Source organism: Bacillus sp. Leaf49, from assembly GCF_001426125.1.
GTDB lineage: Bacteria > Bacillota > Bacilli > Bacillales > Bacillaceae > Bacillus > Bacillus altitudinis.
On sequence record NZ_LMRK01000009.1, the window covers coordinates 26,161 to 50,623 of the forward strand.

The window sequence follows — 24,463 nt, forward strand, 5'->3', positions numbered from 1 at the left end:
GTCACAAGGTCTTTTTTCTTTGGGATCAAACTCGTCCCTTTGTGCCATCTTCATCTTTATATTAAAATAAAGATAGATTCAAAAAATGATACAAAGTGGGGTACTCAATTTGTCAACACAAGCTGATAAGAAAGACATCCGATTGATTGCCATTGATATGGATGGCACGCTGTTAAACAGTGAGCACGTCATTCCTGAGGAAAATAAACAAGCCATTAAAGAAGCAGAAGCCAAAGGGGTCCATGTGGTGATTAGTACAGGACGTACGCTGATGACATGCAAAGAGCTGGTCGAGCCGCTGAAACTCTCTTCTTATCTTGTCACAGCAAACGGAAGTGAAATTTGGGATTCAAACTTCCAGTTGATCGAACGGGAACTGCTGCATCCCGATCACGTTCAGATGATGTGGGATCTAAAAAACAGATACGAAACTGATTACTGGGCATCTACTGTGGATAAAGTGTGGAGAGGAGAATTCCCAGAACGCATTCATGACCACGAATGGTTGAAATTTGGTTTTGATATTCATGACGATGCTGTTCGTGAGGAAGTCCTCCATACATTGAAAACAAATGGACAGCTAGAAATCACAAATTCCAGTCCAACCAATATTGAAGTCAATGCAGCAGGCATTAACAAAGCGGCAGCTCTTGCAAAAGTAGCAGAACGCATTGGCTGCACAATGGACAACGTCATGTCACTTGGCGACAGTCTGAATGATATGGCGATGATTCAAGAAGCCGGATTAGGCATTGCAATGGGCAATGCACAAGAAGTTGTGAAAGAAGCGGCAGATTGGATTACGGCTCCTAATACAGAGCACGGGGTAGCAAAAGCCATCCAACATTGGGTGCTGTCTAAATAAATGAGTAGAAAAACAGATTGTTGACAAAGGGCTAAAACGAACTTGATTTTAGCCCTTTGTCTTCTTTTACGTGATAGAAAACCTTATTAAAAACTTACAAAGAAACCAGGTAATACAGGGAATCTATCCCCAAAGGAATCTTCTGCACTTCCTGATAGAAAAACCTTTCCACCTTTGTTTTTATTAATATCTACAACACTTGAAAAACCAACCCCGGAAACGCCAAAGCCTCTAATAGGAACATCTCTTTTAAAACCACTTTTATATCTTAACTTTAATTTTCCATGAAAAACCCACGGACCTTTTGCGGCTGGCTTAACACTCCAATAAATATGCCTACGATCGCCAGTTACACTTAATGAAGCCGTTCCACCCGGTCCCCATTGTGTTGTGTTAGTGGAAACTTCCCCGGCTTTCTTTTGTAAAGCAAGTTCGCTTATTGAGGTGTTAGGCAATGTTTTTATAACAGAATCATATTTCCCACCAAAAACGACTTCTGACTCACTTGCTGAAACGGAACTCGAAAAAACAGTTAAAGCTAGAACAGAAACTAAAGCAAGGCTAATCATTTTTTTAACCACTATTTACACTTCCTTACAAATTATTTTTGAGTTATAATTCATAGAAAATCTAGGAGGTAATAAACAAAGATGATTAAACATGCGAATAAATTGAAGACTTTTCTAGACTTAATGGTAAACCCTGAAAAAACTGAAAATGCAATTCAAGACTTCCACACTTCCGGGGGGAAAATTATTTTCCGAGTTGATTATAAAAATGTCGATATTGCTTTAAAAATAGCCAGTTTACTTGGTGAAAACACATCAAATTATAGTATCCAGTTATTTAATTTCCCCGGCACTGATGATATAGATTTTATTCAATTTGCAATATCAGAAATTCATGAGCCCAAGCTGCTAAATTTTTTAGAGGAAATGCCCGAAAAGTGGTCATAGAGCTGCTCGTTTACCATCTAATTACATTCTATTTAATTACAAATGTACATATAAAAGGAATTCAAAACAAGATGAGTTACCTTAAAATTCCCTTAATTTAGACAATTCCCCTTCAAGTTAACCATGATTCCACTTTTTTTCATTTTCATATGTAGACATAAATTGCGGTTTGTTTTCGGTGTGGAATTATTCGGAAAATGATAATATATGTCATTATAGGGAATAGCAAGGAAGGGGTAGGGTCTTATGGAGATAGTTCTATCTTCTCATGTCGGTATGAAAATCAATGAATGGTATTATCATATTCAAAGATTTAACGTACCGGACGCCGAAGCATATAAAGAAGAAATAAAATCTTTGCTCGATGATATGGAAGAAAATCAAGATTTATTATTGTATTTCTCACTCATGGAGTTCCGACATAAATTAATGTTGGATTATTTGAACCCATTGGAAAATGGGAAAGAGCGCGCCAACTTTAGAGAGTTAGCAATGAAAATAAAAAAGGATCAAGAGAAATTAACAGGCTTGCTAGATTATTATTTTAACTTTTTCTACGGCATGTACGAATTTGAAAACTATGAATACCTCAACGCTATTACCTTCTACAAACGAGCAGAAAAAAAGCTATCTCTTGTAAGTGATGATATTGAACGTGCCGAGTTTAATTTCAAGATAGCGGAAATCTATTACCACATGAAACAAAACCACATGTCTATGCACCATATAGCCCAAGCAATAGATTGTTACAAAGAAAAAAACACTTATACTGTTAGGCAGATACAGTGTTCTTTTGTTATTGGATTAAATTATATTGATATGGGGTGCCCCGAAAAAGCAATGCCTCATTTTGAATACGCACTAAAAAAAGCTTCTGACAACTCAACAAAAAGATTAAAAGGATCGGCGCTTTATAATATAGGATTAAGTTATTTCCACAATGATGAACTACTAATGGCTATCAAATACTTTAACGAATCAATCCATTCATTTAAAGAACAAGGATACGAACATTTAAATAAAATTCTTGATCCGATGGTTATGTTGACAAAGTCATACTTTAAAACTGATCAAAATGATTTAGGGTTATACGCTTTAAACGAGGGAATAGAATTGGCTGGAAAATTGAAAGACGACATATTTTTAAATACATTCACTCTCTTGAGATCATTGTATTTAGAAAACAATGTTAGTCGTTTAAAAGAAGCAATGGCTTATTTGGAGTCAAAATTTCTTTATGCGAATCTTGAAGATTTATCGAAAGATGCGGCGAAGCATTATAATAAGGCAGGAGATAAAGAGCGTGCAAACGAATTTTATGAGAAGATTCTTTATTTCCAACTCCAAATTAAGAGAGGGGATTGTCTTTATGAAATTTAAGTCAGTAGCAGCCGTATTAATTATTGTCAGTGTGTTAGGTGCTTTTAGTTATGTTTCATCTAACGATATCCATAATGAAGCCCAACGGGGACATACAACAAGTATCGGTTATTTTGCTTAATTAAAAAAGCCCTTTTCGGGGCTTCTTTTTTTATTTGAATCTCCATTCCTGCTTCTCCTTATCCCACGCCAGTTCATTTCTAGACATAAGGTTTCTAACGGCTTTTCTAATGGACTGTTCGTCTTTTCCTGATCATATTATATATGATCCTGTATAGCTCCCTCTCAAGATCATTCATGAAATCACTACCGTGAACTATTTTATTTGAATATCTTTTTCATTAGCTTGCCGGTTGTTTTACCCGCAGCACGTCGCATGATACGTTTTCCGATAGTACCCTTTTGAACGGCATTGACGTCACCCAGGTATTTTGATGTCTTATAAAAGAATGATCTTATATTGTTTATGTTCATTGTGCTCCTTTTACGTCTGTCAATTATTAAAAAACTCCCCCAATACTCCCCCAAATGAATGCTTTTGTCTGCATTTATTTACGAATGTTTGTTCTTTTTTTAATGTTCAAAAAGGTTGATAGAATAACCTTTTTGGAATGAGACCGAAAGTATGAAAGAGACACAATCTCCTAGTTCTATTGTTATATTTTCTGACAATTTCATGTGCAGTCTATCCAAAGTTGGTATAATCAATATAAATTCGAATATTCGGACTTTCTATTCCGCAATTCGGAACGACAAGGAGGGGTCCTATGTATCAAGTGGATATTAACTGTGATTTGGGAGAAAGTTTTGGTCAATACACCATCGGTTCAGATGAACAAATTCTTGAATATGTTACCTCAGCCAATATTGCATGCGGTTTTCATGCGGGAGATCCAACTGTGATGAGAAAGACGGTTAAAATGGCACTGGATAAAGGGGTTCAAATTGGTGCACATCCAGGTCTGCAAGATTTAGTCGGTTTTGGCAGACGTTCAATCGCTATCTCAGCAGAGGAAGCCTATGATCTTGTGATCTATCAAATTGGTGCACTATCAGCTTTTCTAAAAGCAGAAGGCGGCATGATGCAGCACGTCAAACCACATGGCGCCCTTTACAACATGGCGGCTAAAAATACTGAATTATCTGAATCAATTGCGAAGGCTGTGTATGATATTGATCCTAACCTTGTGTTATTTGCGCTGTCAGGCAGTGAACTTGCGTCAGCAGGGGAAAGAATCGGTCTTCAAGTGGCACATGAAGTTTTTTCTGATCGGACGTATCAACCAGACGGGACACTGACATCCCGCCGTGAACCTCATGCACTCATTGAAGAGGATGAAAGGGCGGTTCAGCAGGTCATCCGTATGGTAAGAGAGGGGAAAGTGCGGACAGTGCAAGGGGAAGATGTTCAGCTCAAAGCAGATACGGTGTGCATCCACGGGGATGGCAGTCACGCGCTTCAATTTGCAAAAACCATTACAGCGAAGCTAAAAGAAGCCACTATTCAACTCAAGGCCTTTCGATAAATCGTCATCAAAGGGGGAAACAGCATGAAAAGAGAGAAAGCCAAACAGATGAAAGCTCCAAAAGGGAACCGTTCTATGCTGATGGGCGCAGCCTTTTTAATGGCAACGTCCGCCATTGGACCGGGATTTTTAACACAAACAACGGTGTTCACACAGCAGCTCGCAGCTAGTTTTGGGTTTGTCATTTTGATTTCCATTTTGCTAGACATTTTTGCGCAAACAAATGTATGGCGTATCATTGCCGTCTCGGAAAAAAGAGGACAAGACATTGCCAATATGGTTCTGCCGGGGCTCGGATATGTGTTAGCCTGTTTGATTGTCATTGGGGGTCTTGCCTTTAATATTGGAAATATCGCTGGTGCGGGTCTCGGTTTTCAGGTCATATTCGGCGTCGATCCCCGCATAGGGGCTGGGGTCAGTGCAGTCATTGCCATTCTCATTTTTGTCATTAAAGAGGCAGGGAAAGCGATGGACCGATTCACACAAATCGCTGGTTTTGTCATGATTGGTCTGATGCTGTATGTGGCAATTTCCACAGCACCGCCAGTTGGAGAAGCAGTTATGAGAACTTTCGTGCCAGAGAAAATTGACATGTTATCAATTGTCACACTTGTCGGCGGAACGGTTGGCGGCTATATCGTCTTCGCTGGTGGTCATCGTCTGCTGGATGCTGGCATTAAAGGGAAGGAAGCACTGCCGCAAGTGACGAAAAGTTCCGTTTTCGGTATTTTGATCACATCCGTGATGCGTGTGGCTTTATTTTTAGCCGTTCTAGGAGTTGTCTCAAAAGGCTTACAGATTGATCCATCGAACCCTCCTGCGTCTGTTTTTCAATTAGCATCTGGAAATATTGGGTATAAAATGTTCGGGATTATTATGTGGGCCGCCGCCATTACCTCAGTCATTGGAGCGGCATATACTTCTGTTTCCTTCTTTAAAACCTTCTCACCAAAAATCGAGAAAAATCAACGAGGCATTATCGTTGGATTCATTGCGCTCTCGACCATTTGTTTTATCACGATTGGAAGACCTGTGAACATATTGGTTTTGGTTGGGGCCATCAATGCATTGATCTTGCCGCTTGCACTCGGAACATTGCTGATCGCCGCCTATAAAAAAGAGATTGTCGGTGATTATCGCCATCCATTCTTTTTGACCGCAACAGGTGCGTTTGTCGTTGTCATCATGGCAATCATGGGCGGATATACCATCATAAATGAAATTCCAAAACTATGGAGCTGATCATATGAATGCATATCAAATCTATGAACCGTCACAAATAAGGGAATTGATTCGTAAGCAGAAGATCACAGGACCAACGGCTGGCTTTGCAGAGGGATTTGCGCAAGCCAACTTAATGATCGTCAAAAAAGAGCTGGCCTTCGATTTTCTTTTATTTTGTCAGCGGAATCCGGCTTCGTGCCCTTTGCTTGATGTGCTCGACCCAGGTGATCCAGTGCCAATGCGTTCAGCACCTGATGCCGATATTCGAACGGATTTCCCTAAATACCGTGTTTACAAAAAAGGGGTTCTTCAAGAAGAGGTAACAGATATTTCTTCCTATTGGGAGGATGATATGGTGGGCTTTCTCATCGGATGCAGCTTTACGTTTGAGCATGCACTGATGCTGAATGACATTCCTGTCCGCCATATTGAAGACGGTCATAATGTACCAATGTATCAAACGAACATTCCGTGTGAAAGGGCAGGTGTATTCCATGGTCCGATGGTTGTCAGTATGAGGCCGATCCCAGCGCATCAAGTCACAAGAAGTGTTCAGGTGACATCTAGATTCCCATCGGTACATGGCGGTCCTATCCATATAGGTGATCCAGCTGTGATTGGCATTGAACATGTAGATCAACCAGACTTTGGAGAACCATCTGTGATCAAAGAAGGGGAAGTTCCGGTGTTTTGGGCATGTGGTGTGACGCCGCAAGCCATTGTCATGCACACTAAGCCAGACATTGCGATTACCCATGCACCCGGTCATATGTTTATCACAGATGTAAGAGATCAAAAGCTCGGTGTCCTGTAGAAAGAGAGGTGTCATAAAAGTGACATTTTCAACGATAAAAGATACGATCACGTTCCACCCGCTAGGAGACGCAGCCATTGTCATCCAAGCCGGGACTGACATAAGTGAAGACATTCATGAGCGTGTGAAGCAGCTGTTTTCATGTATTGAACAGCATCCATTTGACGGATATGTGGAAGCTGTTCAAGCCTTTACAAACGTGACCGTCTTTTATGAGCCCTACAAGGTGTATCAATCTGCTCAGCTTAAGCAACGTGCAATCTCTCCGTATGAATGGGTCAAAGACTATATTGAAAACCTCCTTGAAGACAACTGGCAGGAGGGGAATCAGGCAAAGCGCCGGATCGTCGACATTCCTGTATGTTATGGAGGAGAGCTCGGTCCTGACTTAGAAGAAGTCGCCCGTATCAATGGTTTGACGCCTGAAGAAGTTGTACGCATTCACACATCCGGGACGTATCTTGTCTATATGATTGGGTTTGCTCCTGGGTTCCCGTTTTTAGGCGGACTTTCTGAAAAAATTGCAGCTCCGCGTAGAGAAACACCAAGAATGTCGATTCCGAAAGGGTCTGTGGGTATTGCGGGGAAGCAGACAGGGGTTTATCCGATATCTACACCCGGAGGCTGGCAGCTCATTGGACAAACCCCTTTGTCCTTATTTCGGCCGAATGCTGAGAGACCTAGTCTACTAAAGGCAGGGGACGAGGTTCGATTTGTTCAACTGTCTGAAAAGGAATTTTTCAGCATGAAGGAGGAAGATCGTTGAGTATTCATGTCATCAAGCCAGGAATGTTCACCACCATTCAAGATAAAGGGAGAATAGGCTATCAGAAGTACGGTGTTTTAACGAGCGGCGGCATGGACCTGCTCTCGCTCCGAATCGCCAACATCCTCACCGGGAATCAAGAAAACGAAGCGGTGCTGGAAATCACTTTAATGGGGCCCGGCCCAGTGTTGACATGTCAGAAGGATCAGCTGATCGCTGTGACTGGTGCTGATGTGGAGATTGAGATTGACGGGGAACAAGCGCCTCTATGGAAACCACTCTTCATTCGAGCAGGAAGCACGATCACCTTTGGCCCTTGTAAGAGGGGATGCCGCTCCTACCTCGCTGTAGCCGGTGGATTTGATGTTGAGCCGGTGATGAAAAGTAAAAGTACGTATGTCAGAGCGAAGATAGGCGGGATAGAAGGGCGTCCGCTAGAAAAAGGAGACGTCCTGCCAATGGGAGAACCATCACCACTGGCGGAGCGCCTCGTTCACATGTTAAAAAGCAGAGGGGAACGTGCGCCAGACTGGACAGTCAATCATGCGCATTTTTTGCCTCTCGGAAAATCACCAGTCATTCGGGTGCTGGCAGGCAGACATTTATCTCATTTTCAGGAAGAATCGCAGCAAGCTTTTTTCGAACGGTCTTATCAGGTCACTCCCCAATCTGATCGTATGGGATGCAGATTGAAAGGAGAACCGATACGTTTAAAGCAAAAGCTTGAATTGATTTCAGAAGCGGTTGCTTTTGGCTCTATTCAAATTCCTCCTGACGGCCAGCCGATTATTCTGCTCGCAGATCGTCAAACGACAGGTGGATATCCCCGAATTGGTGAGGTGGCAACAGTCGATTTGCCGCTCATTGCTCAGGCGATGCCTGGTGCGAATCTCACGTTTCAACAAATTGACCGCCAAGAAGCAGAGCAAGCCTTATTCACACAAGAAGCAGAGATGAAGGACCTGACGGCAAGATTAAAACTCGAAGCATTTTCGTTTTAGAAAAGGTGAGAAACATGCAGAACACAAATAAAACCGTTGTGAAATCAATGGAGATATTACGGCTTTTTATCACTCGCGAACAATTAACGTTAAATGACATGATTGAGCTCTCGAACATGCCCAAAACATCTGTACACCGAATGGCCAACTCGTTAGCCGATATGGGGTTATTAGAAAAGCATCCTTCAGGTGTTTACCGATTAGGATTGATGTTCCTTGAATACGGTCAGCTTGTCGCAGACCGCCTTGATATCCGTAGAATTGCAAGGCCCTTTATGGAAAACTTGCGTGATGAGGTAGGTGAGGCTGTTCAGCTCATTATTCGTGAAGGAGATGAAGCCATTTATGTGGAGAAAATGGAAGGAACGCAGCCTGTCCGGCTCTATACCGCTGTCGGAAGAAGATCCCCATTATATGCGGGAGCTTGTGCGAGAAGTATTCTTTCCTTTTTGCCAGAGGAAGAGAGACTTTCCTATATTGATTCGGTAGAGCTCGGGAAAATCGGGATCGGAACCATTACCGATAAAGATGTCCTGCGAAACATGATCGAAGAATCAAACAGGCGTGGATATACCTTAAGCTATTCAGAGCTTGAAAACTATACTGCGGCTATTGGAGCGCCCATTTTCAATCATCACGGAGAAGTGGCAGCAGGCATTAGTATTGCAGGGTTTGAGGCTGGCTATCAAAAGGAACGGCTTCCTTATTTAATTGAGCAGGTCAAAAAAGCGGCCAGCGGCATTTCAAAAGAATTAGGTTTTGCAACTGAACAAATAAAAAGCCAATGACCGTTAAGATCATTGGCTCTTTGCGTGTTCATGATTAGAAAGTTTTACCTAAAGCTTTTGCACGTTCGATCGCATCTGCTTTAATTTGTTCTGCTTTTGCAGGCTCAGCATTGTGACCTTCAACAATAAGACCTTCGAAAGAAGGAATACCGAAGAAGTTTGCAATTGTTCCAAGGTAACGGTGACCTGCTTCTAGTTCAGCAGCAGGACCTTCAGTGTAGTATCCGCCACGTGCTTGGATGTGCAGCGCTTTTTTGTCTGTTAGTAATCCAACAGGACCTTGCTCAGTGTATTTGAATGTTTTACCAGCTACAGCAACAGAGTCGATGTATGCTTTAAGAACTGGTGGGAATGAGAAGTTCCAAAGTGGTGAAACAAATACGTATTTGTCAGCAGAAACGAATTGATCGCTTAATTCGTTTAGGCGAGCAACTTTCGCTTGCTCTTCAGCTGAAAGTGTATCGAAGCCAGCACCAGATTGAAGCTTGCCCCATCCAGCGAATACATCTGCATCAATGTGAGGAATGTTTTCTTTGTACAAATCGATATGTACAACCTCGTCACTTGGATTTGCTTCCTTATAAGATTCGATAAATGCTTTAGCAGTAGCCATACTGTAAGAAACTGTTTCATCATGCGGATGTGCAGTGATGTATAAAACTTTTGCCATGTTCATTCAATCCTTCCTGTTTCAATGATTTTTTTAGCGTATCCCAAAGATACACTGAATATGTGGCATCTTTAATCATATTGGAATGCTACGAAAAAGATGTAACAAGCACAGTTACATAAAAACTGATATTTTCATTGTAATCACTATATAGTTTGAAGTCAAGGTATAAAGTCTTGAAATCAAGATAAAAAGTTTGTAAATTTTTCTGAAACGCTTCAAGTCCGCGATTTAAGCAAAAAACCCTACTTCCATTGAACAAAAAATGGATCGATATCGCAAGTAAAGTGTTTGTAAATGCGCTCATCCTGCGTCTTTGAAAAAAAAGGTGGATGCCTTTAAGCCATCTGCTACAAGCATTTCTTCTTCTTTTTCGTATATATAAGAGAAGGCAGGAGAGAGTGAGGGATAAGAGTGGGACGATCCTATGTTGCGATTGGAGATTCCTTAACGGTTGGGGTGGGGGCACGTTTATTTGGCGGCGGTTTTACGGAGCGATATGCGGCGAAGCTTGAAAAGAAGCTGCATATACCGGTGAAACTGTCCGTATTTGCGAAATCAGGGTTAACAACGGAAGAGATCTTGCAGCTTTTTCAGCGGTCTGATGTAAGGCGGGCGATTGCTCATGCTGACATCATCACCATCACAGGCTGCGGGAATGATCTTGTTCAAGCTGTTCTGCAGTATGAAAAAGGTGAAGATGAAAAGACACTGCTGCAAGCGTCTATGCATTGTCAGGCGAATTTTAGCAAAATGGTTCAAGAAATCGCCCTGATAAAAAGAGGGCAGCATCAACCATACTGCGTATATTTATTGAATTTATATAATCCTTTTCCTGAGATTCCGATCGCCGAGAGATGGCTGAAGCAATACAACCATCACCTTCGCCAGCTTGCTACGAATCCACATGTAGAAGTGGTGGATATTTACGGTGTATTTGAAGGTCATCAAAGCGCATACTTATCGATTGATCAATTTCATCCGAACCACAAAGGATATGAAGCAATGGCAGAAGCGCTGTTTCAACAATCCTTTAAGTAACTGTGATCCCGCGGGATTACAGTTTTTTTCATTCTTTTAAATGAAGGGCTGTTTCGATATGATAAAAGAAACTAAGACAAAAGAGGTGTATGCATGCAGGAGATGAGTGCGTATTTTCATGAATTGAAAGGAACAGCTTATGAGGTAGGAAAGCAGCAGGCTATTTGGCTGAAGGAACGCCTTTTGCTTAAGAAACAATACATTCAATCAGAACCGTTATCAAAAGAGGCTGTGAAGGAAACAAAGCAGCTGATTCGACCGTTTCTTCCTCAGTTAGAAGAAGAGCTCTCGGGATTTTGTGATGAAATGCAAATAGATGAAAGCGATTTGACCTTTTTCTATTCTTCGCATCTTCAGCCAGGCTGTTCCCATTGTGTGATGCAGGGGAATGAGGCTGCCAATCAACAGACGGTGATGCTTCGCAACTATGATTTTTCTCCGCTGTTTGATGATATGCGTCTTGTATCTACACATGTGAAGGGCTCAGCAGTCCATACAGGCTCATCATTAATCTTATTTGGTCGATCGGATGGGATGAATGAGCATGGTCTATCGGTAACATTTTCTGCATGCGGTCCGCCTGTTGGCAACGAACCAGGCTTAAAGCCGCCGGCTGTTGCTGGCTTGCAAGTATATCATGTCATTCGTGCTGTGCTAGAGTCCTGTAAAACGGTGGAGGATGCCGTCCGTTTGGTACAGGAAATGCCCGTCGCGTCAAATGTTCACCTCATGCTTGCTGACCGGAAGGGAGAGGCGGCTGTGATTGAAATGATTGATGGGCAAAAAAAGGTGAGAAGGCCGGAGCGTGGATTTATTGCGGCTACGAACCATCCGCTCGCTGATCACACGGCAAAAGGGTTGACGAAACATCATTCTGTTGTCAGGTACGACATGTTAATTCAAGCTTTAGAAGAACAGCCGTCAAGCGAGTCTCTTACGGAACTATTTCAGACAGAATACCCTGCTGGTCTGACTGTGCACAATTATGAAGAGCTGTTTGGGACGATGCGAACCGTCATGTTTCGGCCGGAGGAAGGGACGATGGAGTATTGCTTTGGCTCTCCCGTCTATAATCCTACCTATTCATTAAAGGTCGGGGGCACACTGCCATTTCATGAACAAACGATTCAATTTCATCAAAAGGATTATGGACCTTCCTTTTGGAGAAACGTGTGAGTCTTTCATTTTGTCACAGCCTGTGTGCCAAATTTAGATCAACTTCAGGTTGCATCGATCAGTGAAAGCGTTTTATATTAAAGTGTGACAATAGACCTATTTAAGCAGAAGGAGGCATTTCATGTACATAACGGCACGAGAACAGAAAGTGATCAAATATATGATTCAGCAAAATCGTTATGTCACCATTCGTGAGATCGCCGATTCTGTTCAGGTAAGTACAAGAACCATTCATAGAGAACTTAAATCCATTAAACCTATTTTAAAGAATTACAACCTATCACTTGATAAACAGCCGGGGAAGGGCTTGAAGGCGGTCGGTGAACAGGAAGACAAACAGCGGCTTCTGTCTCATATTTCAAATGAAGACCAAATTGAATATAGTTCTGATGAACGGAAGCTCTTAATCCTGTGTGCCCTACTTGAAGCAAAAGAACCGGTGAAATTATATACACTTGCAGCCGACTTGCAGGTCACAAATGCGACCATCAGCTACGACTTAGATGAACTGACGGACTGGATCGCTCCTTACGGTTTACTGCTTATCCGCAAGCGTGGGTACGGCATTGAATTAAAAGGACCGGAGGAAGCCAAACGAAAAATTGTCGGGAACCTGATCGTTGACCGTCTCGACATTCAATTATTTCTCGAAACGATTGAGATGAATATTAAACATCGAACGAAAGCGACTGAAAAGGTGTTTGGGGTAGTCAGTCGAGGACAGCTGCTCAAGGTAGAAAGGCTGCTCTTTCATTTGAAAAACAGACTCTCTCTCTCGTTGTCAGATAGTGCCTATATTGCACTTGTCGTTCACTTGACCTATGCCATTGAACGCATTCAAATCGGTGAAACCATTCGGATGGAAGAGGAAGAATTGCTTGAATTAAAGCGGACGAAGGAATTTGAATCTTCACTCAGAATCGCGCGAGCATTAGAACGCATGTTTAATGTAGAGATTCCTGAAGCTGAAGTTGGATACATGACCATCCATTTGCGCAGTGCAAATCGAAGCTTTACGGCAGAATACCGCATTGATGAGATTGAGTTAGATATCGCGCTGAGAACGAAGAAACTCATTGACTTTATTTCTCATAAAACAGGCTATCATTTAAATGAAAACGATTCATTGTATGAGGGACTCGTGTCTCATCTTGAACCAGCTATGAACCGATTAAAAGAAAAGATGCGGATTTACAATCCGCTCACACAACAAATAAAAAAAGACTACTTCTTGCTGTTCATGGCGATTGAAGAAGGTGTGGAACGCTTCTTTCCTGAGATCGAATTTCCTGAGGATGAAATTGCCTTTATCGTGCTTCATTTTGGTTCGGTGCTTGAAATTAAAAAAGAAGAAACCAAGATTCATGCATTGGTCGTTTGCTCAAGCGGTATCGGTTCGTCAAAAATGCTCGCATCACGATTAAAAAAAGAATTGCCTGAGATCGCCAAATTCGATCTATCTTCCTTAATGGAGCTAAAGGAAATCGACGCTACAAGCTATGACATGATCGTATCAACCGTGCCGATCCCCTACGAGCATATTGATTACATTATGGTCAGCCCGCTCTTAAACGAGGATGACGCGGTGCGGGTCAAGTCTCATATTAAACGAAAAATTCCTTATCTGATTGAGAAAAAAAGAGCGCAGGAATCTGCAAAAGAATCGGTGGAGGAAACGGTTGATATGATAGGGATGGCAGAGCAAATCACGAATTATATGTCAGTGATTCGCAGCATCTTGTCCCATTTTACAATCGAAAAAAAGAAGACGACGGAGCAGCATGAGTCAACAATGAGAGAGCTGATGCGTCAGGTTGAAAGTCAAGGCTATTTAGAACGTGCAGACGAAGTGACAGCCGGTTTGCTTGAGCGTGAGCAGCAAGGTGGTTTAGGCATTCCAGGAACCGAGTTTGCTCTTTTTCACTTAAAGCATGATCTCATTAAAAAACCGGTCTTTCATATCTATGATCTTGATGAGGCATACGAGATCAAAAGCATGGATGGCGGGCAGCAGCTTATGTCCAGAATGCTCCTCATGCTAGCGCCGCTAGAGCTTGGCAAAGAAGGGTCTGAAATGTTTAGCCTGATCAGTTCATCTATCATTGAAAGCGAAGAAAGCATGGCGCTTTATGGACAAGGAACAAAGGAAGAGATTGAACAGAAATTACATCAACTTTTTTATCAATTTGTCAAAGAGGCAAAATGGTAAGAAAAAAGCCGAGAGCTTATTCGCTTCTCGGCTTTTTTGCTGTGACACAGACAGCGAGGGTGGGACGAATCTCTTCATATTCAACAGAAAACTGATCAAATCCAGCAAATTCTAAATCATTGAGGATGCTTTCGCCCATTTCTTTTGTCCGATTGGCGTCCGCTCCTTTTTCTCTTGGTTGCATCACAATGACGAGTGTTCCGCCCGGCTTCAAGGTGTGATAAAGGTTGAGTGCGCCAGCCTTTGGGTCATCCCAAATCGTATAATTGTTAACAGAAAGTACTTTGTCATACTGATCCGCCGGCAGGCGCGTTCTTTCAATTTTCCCGACATACAGCCTGACCTGCTTCTCTTTGGATCGTTTCTTTATACGCGAATGCGCCTGTTCCTTCATAGTTAAAGAAGCATCTAGTCCATCAATGTGAAGATCGTCATAATGCTTGAGCATATGTTTGATGCTATAGCCGGGGCCATAGCCTATTTCCAATATGTTTTCACCTTCTGATAAATCTAAATGCTGGATCGCCCATTGGTTCAGTGCCTTATTTTCATTTGCCATAATAAAACCTGCGATGCTTCCGAGCCAGCCTTTTGGTCTGCTGAAGGTTTTAGAAATGGTTGACAGCATGTGAGAACGCTCCTTTTTTATGTTTATGTAACCGATTTTCCCCATCCTGAAACCTGTCAGTTTTCAAAACGCATCGATGACGCATAGGGATGTTTGAGTGGAAAAATGAAGTGGTAATGAAAGGATACATCAACAAATCAAGGAGGAGCTTACACATGGATTTACGTGAATACTTAACAAATGGCATTCCGCGCCAAACGCAGGATCAGCAGCCAGGCAGTGAAAGAGAAATGAATCCTGCGCCGATCTATGAGGATGAATCGTATAAAGGGTCTGGTAAGCTAAAAGGAAAAGTAGCGCTGATTACAGGTGGAGACAGCGGAATTGGACGTGCCGTTTCTGTCGCGTATGCCAAAGAAGGAGCTCATGTCGCGATCGTATACTTAAATGAACATGAGGATGCAGAGGATACGCAAAAACGTGTAGAACAGGAAGGCGTCAAATGTTTAACAATTGCAGGGGATGTCGGGGACGAAGCCTTTTGCGAGAAAGCGGTAGAAAAGACAGTTGAAGCCTTTGGACAGCTGGACATCTTAGTCAATAATGCGGCCGAACAGCATCCGAAAGAACGTATTCAAGATATTTCTAGTGAACAGCTTCACCAAACCTTTAGAACCAATTTCTATTCTTATTTTTATTTTACGAAGAAGGCACTCGATTACTTAAAACCGGGAAGTTCCATTATTAATACAACATCTATTAACCCGTATCGAGGCAACAAGGTACTGATTGATTATACGGCGACAAAAGGGGCCATCAACGGCTTTACTCGTTCTATGGCACAGTCGCTTGTGAAAGATGGAATTCGAGTAAACGGTGTAGCACCCGGTCCAATTTGGACGCCACTCATCCCATCTACATTTGATGAAGACAGTGTCGAAAGCTTCGGGGCCGAGACGCCAATGGGAAGACCAGGACAGCCTGTGGAGCATGTAGGCTGCTATGTACTGCTTGCTTCGGACGAATCGTCTTATATGACGGGACAGACACTTCATGTCAACGGCGGTTCCTTTATGAATACATGATCAATAGCACGCCGCCCAGATTTGATTGGGCGGTGTATTTAGTATTTCTTCCGATTCTTCTGTACAGATGAGACAGACCATATGATAATGCCCACAACAACCGCTGCAATAACAAGTGAACTCAAATGGAACATCGTTTCATGATGCATATTCAACTTCCCCTTTCAATGTATCCGTTTTTTATAGCATCAGCTAGAAGATGTCTTTTTATGAAAAACACATTTCTTTGTTTAATGAATGGATTGTCGTGGAAACCTAAGAGTACGGATGACATTTTGAAGGAGTGAAGATACATGTCACAAGAAGAGTTAAAGCAAAAGGTAATGAACTTATTAGACGAACAAAAAGTGGGAACATTGGCGACTGTTGAACAAGATAAGCCGCATACCCGCTATATGACTTTTTTTCATGAAGGGCTGACATTATATACACCAACAAGCAAAGAAACACATAAAGCGGATGAGATTGAAAAAAATCCGAATGTTCATATTCTCATTGGTTATTCAGGTGAAGGATTTGGGGACACATATGCAGAAATCGCAGGTAAAGCCACATTAACTGATGATCCAGAACTGATCGACCGCCTTTGGTCAGATGAGATGGAGAAATGGTTTAAAGGAAAAGATGATCCAAACCTAGTGATCCTTAAGATTGACCCAACCTCTATTCGTTATATGAACGAAGGAAACCGGACACCAGCAGAATTATCACTTTAACACTTGCGTAAGTTGGGGGAACGTGTTATAGTTTTATATTAAGTGTTGAAATAGCAAATAAATAAAGAAAGTAAACTTTCTTTTTTCTATGACATAATGAGAAGCAATAGAGCTTCTACTTGATAAGAACGAGACGCTGTCAAAGCGAACAAACTTATTCTTTTCCTTCTGCAACCGCCCCCCTATAAAAGCGGAAGAATGGAAAAAAGACGTTTTGATTTACAATTCACACTGGCACGGCTTCGGAGCCGTAAGGACGAATGAGAGGTAGGGCTTTCGTTGTCTTGTTATCCAGAACTTCCATGGCGTTTACTTTCAAACGTAGGTTCACTCGGAACACATATGACACACTGATATGATCGAATCTTAATTCATACACTCCGTGACGGAGATTAAACATTGATTATTTATTTGCATGAAAAGAGTAAGAAACGGGCTGCCATCTATTTGGCAGCCTTTTTACGTTTTAAACAATAAAATAGGAAAAAGGAAGATAAAAGCGGACACCGTCCGCATGATATCTCCTTCAAAAAGATCCGCCGCCAACAATAGAACAACGAACACTCATCGACAGAAAGAGGAAATGCTTCATCATTACTCACTTCGCCCTTTCTTCTGATACCTCCAAATCCGGCCAATAAAAAAGAACATCACCGTAAACAAAATAGAGAAGATCAACATGTCCAGCAGTGTCACGCCTCTATCTGGATGCACAACCCCAAACCAAACCCATTGAAGAACAAAAGAGATAGCAAAATAAAAGATGGATTCTTTCATGAAATTCTCCTTTTTACTTGTTTTTTTGACTGTTTAGCCATACCATCCAGATGAAAAAGGAACAAATGGCGCATGCGAGCAAAGTGACAGGCGGCAAGGTGTACCAGCTAGTCAGCCCCTTTACAAAGCACATATAAAAAAAGAAAATGGTAATAGATACGAGCACCCCTTGCTTGAACCAACGAGGAACACGCAGCCAAGCCGCTAGAATGATTGATGATAGCTTATCCATTGAGATAACATCCTTTTTTTGAATCTGATTGGATTTTATCGTAAACAATCAAATATGTAAAATATGGATTTAGAAAGTTGGAATGGTATTCTGCTAGCATGAAACATTCTCGCTGCACTGACGTATAAGAAAAAGGAACTCCATGAAAGGAAGCGATCAAGTGAAAAGAATACCAGTGATTTTCCTCAGGTATATTGTCTTCTTTATTCCAGCAATCATTCTTAGTGTCTTGGTGTGGAACCATTACCAAGATGATTTGTCAGCAGGGAAAGCGACGCAATATGACGTCAAACAAATATTTACATTCGATGAAGGAAAACGAGTGGTGAGTGCTGTATCAAAAAACCAGCAGCTCCATTTTGCAATGTATGATCCTCAATCAGGAAAAAGAATCAGTGAATGGACCACGGAAAGCGATACGTTTAATGAAATGCTGCCATCTATTCAAGGGAACAACCTCTTACTTGCTTTAAAAAATAAAGAGGGGCAGCTGTTGATCGAGAAACTAACGCCGAGCGGGGAAAAGAAAGAGCTCGTTAAGCAAAATCTACAGATTCCCTCGTTTTTAAAAACGAGTACATATCAATGGAATGGACGACTCTTGTTTACAGGAGAGAGGGAAGGTGCCTCTGCGGTCCTTGGTGAGCTAAAGAATGGTCAGTTTCATGTGCACAATCTCAACGAGCTAAAACTGCCAGCAAGACCTGTTTCCATCGATGTCGTCATGAATTCTTTTAGAGGGCAGACCCCATTCCCTATGTTTGAATTGACTTTGAAAAATGACCAGAAGGCATATGTCAGCGGAATCTCAAACGAGAAGCATCAGCTTGGGGTCTATGTCTCCAAAAGTGCTGAACCGTTTAGCCTCATTGAAGATAAAGTTGTGCAGCAGCTGCAAAAAACGATCGGATCATCACAAAACGTTGCTGTCGCTGTCGAATCCAACTATCCAAAAAGACCAAGGAAAGTGGATGCAGAGGGAAGGCTTGGGGAAGTCGTCCCAACACCAAAACCGATTTACCAAACCTTTATCTACCAGCTGAATGAAGAAGAAGTTCTTCTTGCAGGCTCTACAGCAAAGGACGAAGCAAAAGGCAAGCTGACTGGTTATATTTATAATCATCGCACGAATAAGGCGACGTCTGCCAGCAAGCTGTCTCAGTCGTTGTCATATGAATCTTTACAAAAAGAAGATCTCTCTTTTCATAAAAATGTGAAGAGCAATTGGCTCTATTATTCACTTGGCAACCAATTAACGGGGGCATTTGAGGCGAAAAGCAAACAGCTAAAGGAATTCCCTTTGCAAAAGGTCATCTCAATCGAAAATGCCAGTCCAGCCCACCAAACGTCTGTTGACACCTTTATGCAATATGTCATGAAGGGCGGACCACTCATTCTCAACTGGGCGATATGGCTCTTGATCCCACTGCTGTTATTTGTGCTAGCGATCTTCCTGCCGCCGATTTTGAGACTGGTGAGAAAGAACAAGATAAAAGACAGTGTCACATTAGAAGCCAATATTGTATCTGTCAAAGAAACGGGTACCTACATCAATGAACAGCCGCTGGTCAACATGCAGCTTCAATTTCAATATGATGGGGAAAATATCGAGAAGGCGGTTAAAACGGTTGTATCCTATACTCAGATACCGCAACCGGGTCAGCGTATCGCCATTCTCTACAATCCGAAAAAGAAAAAAGCGATGCTCTTAAAAGAGGGTGACTTCTCGCAGCCGAGTGAGCCAAAGTTCATCAAAGGCGCTATTTTAAGAAACATAGAATCATATGGAACCGTAGGACGAGGCACCGTCTTATCGCTTACATTTGAAGCAGATCAGAAAAGGTATACCATTCCGATGATTCAAGCTGCTGGTTTTGAGTTTAGAACAGGAGAAAAAGCCGATCTCGTTGACATCAGCGGTCAGTTGAAAATGGCAGCCTATGGGCATGAAGTGCGGAATCGTGCGGGGAAAGATGTGACGTTAACAGGAACGATCCAGCGTGTGAAGCAATATCCAATGGCCATCCATGAACAAAAGCCAATTCAGCTTGATGTGTCGGTTTCAAACGGAGATGAGTCTATCACAAAAACGGTCAGCCAATTCATCCCTGATCATATGCAGGTCGCAGCCGGCACTCAAATCACGATCCAGACAAAGAAAGAAGAGCTGGATAGAGAAATGGGTCTTATGCAAGAGAAACAAGGAAGTGCAAAAGTGACCCATGTCACATTTTCCGGTGTCATCGGCAACCAGCCGTTAGCGATCATTCAGATTGAGAGAGATGGCGTGATGTATGAAGTGAAACAGCCAATCGATCCGATCACTAGCGTACTGCCAGGTGATGAATTATGGGTGGCATATCACGAAATGACACGTCAAGCAGCCATTGTGAAATATGCATCGATTTAAAAAATACTTCAGCGTGTAGAAAAAGGGCTAAAACGAATTTCGTTTTAGCCCTTTTGATTAAGCTTTTGTATCATACTGGCGAAGCACCTTATCATAGGCGAAGTTGCCGAAAGGAATGAATGCCGCAAAGAATCCGGCGATGGACCATTTCAAATGCCAGCGAACTTTAAATGTCACATATGCCAAAATGAGCATATAGATCACAAACAATGCGCCATGAAGAGAGCCCACAATGGTGACCGCCATCGGAATATCCGCAAAATATTTTAGAGGCATGGCAATTAAAAGAAGGGTTAAAAGAGACATACCCTCAATAAAACCCGCCTGTCTCAGACGGCTAATACTTGTATGCATATACAAATCCTCCTGTATAAAAGCTAGTTTCTCATCTTCTAATATAAACGAAAGATCGTCTGGACATGCGGAAATCTACGAAAAATTCAAAATATGTTCATGGAATGCTTAAAAAATGGGAAAAGTCCTTTACTCCTTGTTTGTTTCAGAGAGTACTTGCTTTAAGTGCATCACATCATGCAATAAATGCTCCGTCATTGCTTGAACGGCTTCTGTGGAGCGGCGCTTTTTTATTTTAGAATAGATGGCTGCATGCTCTCTTTGAATGGTTTCAGCACGAGCCCCGCCGCTAAAATGAAAGATGCGGCAATAGTGAATGAGTGCATTTACGTGATTCAATTGTTTGGATAAGCGGTCATTGTGACTCGCCAAAATGATTTTTTGGTGAAAGGCTTCATGTAACTGGACGATCTCTTTAGAGGGCAGCTGCTGCTTGATCGCTTCGTCCGCCTGCGTGAGAACCTGCTCAATTTCATCCATTTCTCTTTGCACGGCTTCCTTACAGGCAAGCTCAACAGCAAGTGTTTCTAAAGCTACCCGAATTTGATAAAGCTCCTCGACATCTTTTTCTGTTAACGTATAGACGGAATAGCCTGATCGATGATCCGCGATTAAGAGCTCGTCTTTTTCTAACAGCCTCATCGCCTCTCTTACCGGTGATCGGCTTACGCCAAATTGTTTGGCAAGCTGTGTTTCATTGATGCGCTCTCCTGGCTGAAACTGGCCATCAAAAATCATTTGCTTCAGCTGTTCATAAAATTGCATGTGATACGGTGTTGGTCTTTCCATCTCGAATGAATTCATGCCATCATTCCCTCTTTTATACATCATCTTTTGTCTCATGTTATCCAAGTTTTTCCCTCTAGGCAAGCCTGCATCAAAAAGTCAATATCGTACAATCCAAGAGAAAAGGGGTGTGCTACACTTATGATCAGTTCAGCGAAAAGAGGGATCGACATGAACACACAAGAGGAACGAACTGTACATTTTGATCAAGACTTACAAATAGAGGCATATCGCTTTCATGGCATCATGCAAAAGTTCCCGAATCATTTTCATACATATTATGTGATTGGATTTATTGAAGACGGTCAAAGACGTTTGGTCTGCCAAAATCAAGAATACATCATTGAAAAAGGTGATATCCTTCTTTTTAATCCGTATGATAATCACGCATGTGAACAAATTGATCACAGGACACTCGATTATCGCTGCTTAAATATTGAAGCAGGTTTGCTAGAGAAGGTCTTTCAGCACAAACCGCATTTTAAAGCCCCTGTGTTTTCACAAAGTGAACTAACAAAGCCATTATATGATCTACATCAAATGATCACAGAAGAAGCTCCTGCTTTGAATAAACAGGAAACCTTCTATTTCTTTATGAAACAATTGATTGAAGCCTATGCTGATACCTCAGAGGAAAAAGCATCAGCCACACGTGCCAACGAACAAAAAGTCCGAGACGTACAGCAATATATCGAAACACACCTCACGGAAAATATATCGTTAGAAGACTTAGGCGAGCTTGTGTCCATGAACAAATATTCATTGCTGCGTGCTTTTACAAAGTTTAGAGGCATCACGCCGTATCGTTATTTACAGACAGTCAGAGTGAACTTTGCGAAGGAGCTTCTCGCCCAAGGAGTGAAGCCTGTAGATGCGGCTGCCTCCGCTGGATTTTCTGATCAAAGTCATTTGAGTCATTTCTTTTCAGAATTTATTGGGCTCACGCCAGGGCAGTATCAGCAAATTTTTGTAAAGCAGGTAACAGCTGATGAAAAATAAACAGCTGCTCGGTCATTTAGCGGCCATGTTCACCATTTTTTTATGGGGATCTACCTTTATCTCTACCAAAATATTATTAACGGCTTTTTCTCCAACAGAGATTTTATTTTTCCGTTTTTTTATAGGGTACTTGGCTCTGATGATCATCTATCCGTTTACGATGAAGGTGCAAAGTAAAAAGCATGAAGGGATGTTTGCGCTGGCAGGTTTATGCGGTGTGGTCTTATATTACTTTTTAGAAAATGTCGCACTTACTTATACGTTCGCTTCGAATGCAGGTGTCATCAGCTCCGTTGTCCCATGCTTCTCTTTTTTATTGACTTATTTTTTATTAAAAGATGAGCCGCTGCACAGCCGGTTTTTCATAGGCTTTTTCATCGCGATGACGGGAATCGTGCTGATTAGCATGAATGGAATGACGACGTTTCAATTGAATCCACTCGGTGATGCCTTAGCATTAACAGCAACCATCGTCTGGGCATTCTATTCCATTTTATCGAAGATGATCAACCAATATGGCTACCATATCATTCAGGTAACAAGGCGTGTCTTCTTTTACGGACTGCTATGGATGATTCCACTGATCTGGCATTTTAAGGTTCGTTTAGACTGGGAGCGGTTGACCAATCCATCGTTTGCCTTCCACTTGCTGTTTTTAGGCGTCTTTGCATCTGCTATTTGTTTTCTGACATGGAGCTTTTCCGTGAAGACGATCGGTGTGGTGAAATCAAGTGTGTATATTTATGGAGTGCCTATTATCACGATGATCATTTCAATGATCGTTCTTCACGAGAGCTTGACCTTCATGTCTGGGCTTGGAACAGCACTGACCTTAGGAGGTTTGCTGCTTTCAGATAAAAAAAGTGCGGGAAGAAAGAAACAGAAGCCCCATGTGCTGATGCAAGATAAAAAGGCGCTTTGATCAAAAAAAGCGTCTTTTGTCCATTGTAAGAACACGCACTCTTTAGTAAACTCAAATGAAACGGTCGACGGTCGACCGATAACAAAGGGGGAAAAATCAATGAAGCATGTTTCAATTGCAGCGATACCAGGTGACGGGGTTGGAAAGGAAGTTGTGCCTGAAGCTATTCGAGTTTTGAAAGCGGTATCAGATGTGCATGGCGGTCTGTCTTTCACCTTTCAGGACTTTCCGTGGAGCTGTGAGTATTATTTAGAGCATGGCGAAATGATGCCAAAGGATGGATTGGAACAACTAAAAGCCTTTGACAGCATTTTCTTAGGAGCAGTCGGAGATGCCAATTTAGTGCCGGATCATGTATCACTTTGGGGATTGCTCATTAAAATTAGACGTGAATTTGAGCAGGTGATCAACGTTAGACCGGCAAAACAGCTAAAGGGCATCCGTTCTCCGCTTGCTCAGCCAAAAGATTTCGATCTACTAGTTGTAAGAGAAAATGGAGAAGGCGAATATAGTGAAATTGGGGGCCGGATTTATCAAGGGGAGGATCAGCTTGCGATTCAAAATGCCGTCTTCTCTAGAAAAGGGACAGAACGTGCGATGCATTTTGCTTTTCAATTAGCAGAAAAGAGACGAAAGCATGTAACAAGTGCAACAAAGTCAAACGGCATCGTGCATACCATGCCATTTTGGGATGAAGTGTTTCAAGATGTCTCAAAGGACTACCCTAAGGTGGAGGCAGATTCTCAGCACATTGATGCGCTCTCAGCCTTCTTTGTCACAAGACCAGAGAAATTCGATGTCATCGTCGCCAGCAATTTATTTGGTGACATTTTGACGGATCTTGGTGCCGCCATAATGGGTAGTATTGGCGTCGCACCAGCAGCCAATATCAATGTAAATGGTAAATATCCATCTATGTTTGAGCCAGTACATGGATCAGCACCAGATATCGCTGGAAAAGGCATCGCGAACCCTATTGGACAAATCTGGACCGCTAAACTCATGCTTGATCATTTCGGAGAGGAAGAATTAGGCACACACCTTCTCGATACGATTGAATCTGTCACAGCAGACGGCTTTTTAACGGCAGATATCGGCGGAGCCTATCAAACACAAGAGGTCACAAACGAAATCATTAAACGATTGAAGAAATAATCCGTCATTAGAACCGCATCTCCACGTCTGCTATAATAAAAGG

Annotated in this window: 26 protein-coding genes; 19 read left to right on the forward strand and 7 right to left on the reverse strand. The window is 42.1% G+C overall.

Annotated features, from left to right (window positions below; genetic code table 11):
• The first annotated feature begins 85 nt into the window (after positions 1-85).
• Entirely contained in the window at positions 86-865 is a 780-nt protein-coding gene (locus ASG46_RS06220) for a Cof-type HAD-IIB family hydrolase (RefSeq protein ID WP_375831194.1), read from the forward strand.
• Positions 866-951: 86 nt separating this feature from the next.
• On the opposite strand, the gene ASG46_RS06225 is transcribed toward ASG46_RS06220, so the two are convergent.
• Complete coding sequence (locus ASG46_RS06225; protein ID WP_041508274.1) at positions 952-1,446, reverse strand: hypothetical protein; 495 nt, start codon at positions 1,444-1,446, stop codon at positions 952-954.
• 69 nt (positions 1,447-1,515) lie between these two features.
• Between ASG46_RS06225 and ASG46_RS06230 the strand changes: the two genes are divergently transcribed.
• The 9 genes from ASG46_RS06230 (at position 1,516) to ASG46_RS06265 (ending at position 9,320) form a co-directional block, all read left to right on the forward strand.
• A complete protein-coding gene (locus ASG46_RS06230; RefSeq protein ID WP_024720216.1) occupies positions 1,516-1,821 on the forward strand; it encodes a hypothetical protein in 306 nt (101 codons plus the stop codon).
• A 246-nt stretch (positions 1,822-2,067) separates the two neighbouring features.
• Positions 2,068-3,201 (forward strand): response regulator aspartate phosphatase, encoded by a 1,134-nt coding sequence (locus tag ASG46_RS06235; protein ID WP_041508275.1) that lies wholly within the window; start codon positions 2,068-2,070, stop codon positions 3,199-3,201.
• A complete protein-coding gene (locus ASG46_RS21425) occupies positions 3,191-3,322 on the forward strand; it encodes a hypothetical protein (protein ID WP_255816864.1) in 132 nt (43 codons plus the stop codon). Before ASG46_RS06235 ends, ASG46_RS21425 begins: the two co-directional genes overlap by 11 nt.
• 646 nt (positions 3,323-3,968) lie before the next feature.
• Complete coding sequence (locus ASG46_RS06240) at positions 3,969-4,727, forward strand: LamB/YcsF family protein (protein ID WP_056703719.1); 759 nt, start codon at positions 3,969-3,971, stop codon at positions 4,725-4,727.
• Between the two features lie 24 nt (positions 4,728-4,751).
• Complete coding sequence (locus tag ASG46_RS06245; RefSeq protein WP_056703722.1) at positions 4,752-5,969, forward strand: NRAMP family divalent metal transporter; 1,218 nt, start codon at positions 4,752-4,754, stop codon at positions 5,967-5,969.
• A gap of 4 nt (positions 5,970-5,973) precedes the next feature.
• Positions 5,974-6,765 (forward strand): putative hydro-lyase, encoded by a 792-nt coding sequence (locus ASG46_RS06250; protein ID WP_056703725.1) that lies wholly within the window; start codon positions 5,974-5,976, stop codon positions 6,763-6,765.
• A gap of 19 nt (positions 6,766-6,784) precedes the next feature.
• Positions 6,785-7,531, forward strand: a complete 747-nt coding sequence (gene pxpB, locus ASG46_RS06255; protein ID WP_045035025.1) for a 5-oxoprolinase subunit PxpB — start codon at positions 6,785-6,787, stop codon at positions 7,529-7,531.
• Positions 7,528-8,532 carry a biotin-dependent carboxyltransferase family protein gene (locus tag ASG46_RS06260; protein WP_045035026.1) on the forward strand — a complete coding sequence of 335 codons (1,005 nt, stop codon included), beginning with the start codon at positions 7,528-7,530 and terminating at the stop codon, positions 8,530-8,532. The genes pxpB and ASG46_RS06260 overlap by 4 nt, the downstream gene beginning before the upstream one ends.
• Positions 8,533-8,546: 14 nt before the next feature.
• The gene (locus ASG46_RS06265) at positions 8,547-9,320 is read left to right on the forward strand and encodes an IclR family transcriptional regulator (protein ID WP_041508280.1); all 774 of its coding nucleotides are present in this window, start codon (positions 8,547-8,549) and stop codon (positions 9,318-9,320) included.
• Between the two features lie 34 nt (positions 9,321-9,354).
• Here the strand turns inward: ASG46_RS06265 and ASG46_RS06270 are convergent, their stop codons facing one another.
• Positions 9,355-9,990 (reverse strand): FMN-dependent NADH-azoreductase, encoded by a 636-nt coding sequence (locus ASG46_RS06270; protein WP_024720223.1) that lies wholly within the window; start codon positions 9,988-9,990, stop codon positions 9,355-9,357.
• Between the two features lie 414 nt (positions 9,991-10,404).
• On the opposite strand from ASG46_RS06270, the gene ASG46_RS06275 reads away from it, so the two are divergent.
• The 3 genes from ASG46_RS06275 (at position 10,405) to ASG46_RS06285 (ending at position 14,416) form a co-directional block, all read left to right on the forward strand.
• Positions 10,405-11,031, forward strand: coding sequence for a GDSL-type esterase/lipase family protein (locus ASG46_RS06275; protein WP_045035027.1), 627 nt, complete (start codon positions 10,405-10,407; stop codon positions 11,029-11,031).
• A 93-nt stretch (positions 11,032-11,124) separates the two neighbouring features.
• A complete protein-coding gene (locus tag ASG46_RS06280; RefSeq protein ID WP_045035028.1) occupies positions 11,125-12,207 on the forward strand; it encodes a C45 family autoproteolytic acyltransferase/hydolase in 1,083 nt (360 codons plus the stop codon).
• Between the two features lie 121 nt (positions 12,208-12,328).
• On the forward strand, positions 12,329-14,416 hold the full coding sequence (locus ASG46_RS06285; RefSeq protein ID WP_039166154.1) for a BglG family transcription antiterminator: 2,088 nt from the start codon (positions 12,329-12,331) through the stop codon (positions 14,414-14,416).
• 16 nt (positions 14,417-14,432) lie between these two features.
• Here ASG46_RS06285 and ASG46_RS06290 read toward each other — a convergent pair whose 3' ends face one another.
• The gene (locus ASG46_RS06290) at positions 14,433-15,044 is read right to left on the reverse strand and encodes a class I SAM-dependent methyltransferase (protein ID WP_056703728.1); all 612 of its coding nucleotides are present in this window, start codon (positions 15,042-15,044) and stop codon (positions 14,433-14,435) included.
• 155 nt (positions 15,045-15,199) lie between these two features.
• Here ASG46_RS06290 and ASG46_RS06295 point away from each other — a divergent pair, with 155 nt between their 5' ends.
• Both ASG46_RS06295 and ASG46_RS06300 read left to right on the forward strand, forming a co-directional pair.
• Positions 15,200-16,069: an SDR family oxidoreductase gene (locus ASG46_RS06295; RefSeq protein ID WP_024720227.1), complete on the forward strand. Its 870-nt coding sequence runs from the start codon at positions 15,200-15,202 to the stop codon at positions 16,067-16,069.
• 293 nt (positions 16,070-16,362) lie between these two features.
• Positions 16,363-16,785, forward strand: a complete 423-nt coding sequence (locus tag ASG46_RS06300; protein ID WP_008347166.1) for a pyridoxamine 5'-phosphate oxidase family protein — start codon at positions 16,363-16,365, stop codon at positions 16,783-16,785.
• Positions 16,786-17,379: 594 nt separating this feature from the next.
• Here the strand turns inward: ASG46_RS06300 and ASG46_RS06305 are convergent.
• Both ASG46_RS06305 and ASG46_RS06310 read right to left on the reverse strand, forming a co-directional pair.
• Positions 17,380-17,562, reverse strand: coding sequence for a hypothetical protein (locus ASG46_RS06305; protein WP_008347162.1), 183 nt, complete (start codon positions 17,560-17,562; stop codon positions 17,380-17,382).
• A gap of 13 nt (positions 17,563-17,575) precedes the next feature.
• Positions 17,576-17,794, reverse strand: a complete 219-nt coding sequence (locus tag ASG46_RS06310) for a hypothetical protein (protein WP_024720228.1) — start codon at positions 17,792-17,794, stop codon at positions 17,576-17,578.
• Between the two features lie 160 nt (positions 17,795-17,954).
• Between ASG46_RS06310 and ASG46_RS06315 the strand changes: the two genes are divergently transcribed.
• Entirely contained in the window at positions 17,955-20,204 is a 2,250-nt protein-coding gene (locus tag ASG46_RS06315) for a hypothetical protein (protein WP_235562218.1), read from the forward strand.
• A 57-nt stretch (positions 20,205-20,261) separates the two neighbouring features.
• On the opposite strand, the gene ASG46_RS06320 is transcribed toward ASG46_RS06315, so the two are convergent.
• Together ASG46_RS06320 and ASG46_RS06325 are read right to left on the reverse strand one after the other, a co-directional pair.
• Positions 20,262-20,558 carry a DUF3817 domain-containing protein gene (locus ASG46_RS06320; protein WP_008347156.1) on the reverse strand — a complete coding sequence of 99 codons (297 nt, stop codon included), beginning with the start codon at positions 20,556-20,558 and terminating at the stop codon, positions 20,262-20,264.
• Positions 20,559-20,687: 129 nt separating this feature from the next.
• Entirely contained in the window at positions 20,688-21,362 is a 675-nt protein-coding gene (locus tag ASG46_RS06325; RefSeq protein WP_045035043.1) for a GntR family transcriptional regulator, read from the reverse strand.
• Between the two features lie 153 nt (positions 21,363-21,515).
• On the opposite strand from ASG46_RS06325, the gene ASG46_RS06330 reads away from it, so the two are divergent.
• The 3 genes from ASG46_RS06330 to ASG46_RS06340 all read left to right on the forward strand — a co-directional run bounded on the left by ASG46_RS06330 (position 21,516) and on the right by ASG46_RS06340 (position 24,420).
• Positions 21,516-22,343, forward strand: coding sequence for an AraC family ligand binding domain-containing protein (locus tag ASG46_RS06330; protein WP_045035044.1), 828 nt, complete (start codon positions 21,516-21,518; stop codon positions 22,341-22,343).
• On the forward strand, positions 22,333-23,265 hold the full coding sequence (locus ASG46_RS06335; RefSeq protein WP_045035032.1) for a DMT family transporter: 933 nt from the start codon (positions 22,333-22,335) through the stop codon (positions 23,263-23,265). The genes ASG46_RS06330 and ASG46_RS06335 overlap by 11 nt, the downstream gene beginning before the upstream one ends.
• A 99-nt stretch (positions 23,266-23,364) precedes the next feature.
• The gene (locus tag ASG46_RS06340; RefSeq protein ID WP_056703733.1) at positions 23,365-24,420 is read left to right on the forward strand and encodes a tartrate dehydrogenase; all 1,056 of its coding nucleotides are present in this window, start codon (positions 23,365-23,367) and stop codon (positions 24,418-24,420) included.
• Positions 24,421-24,463: the final 43 nt, after the last annotated feature.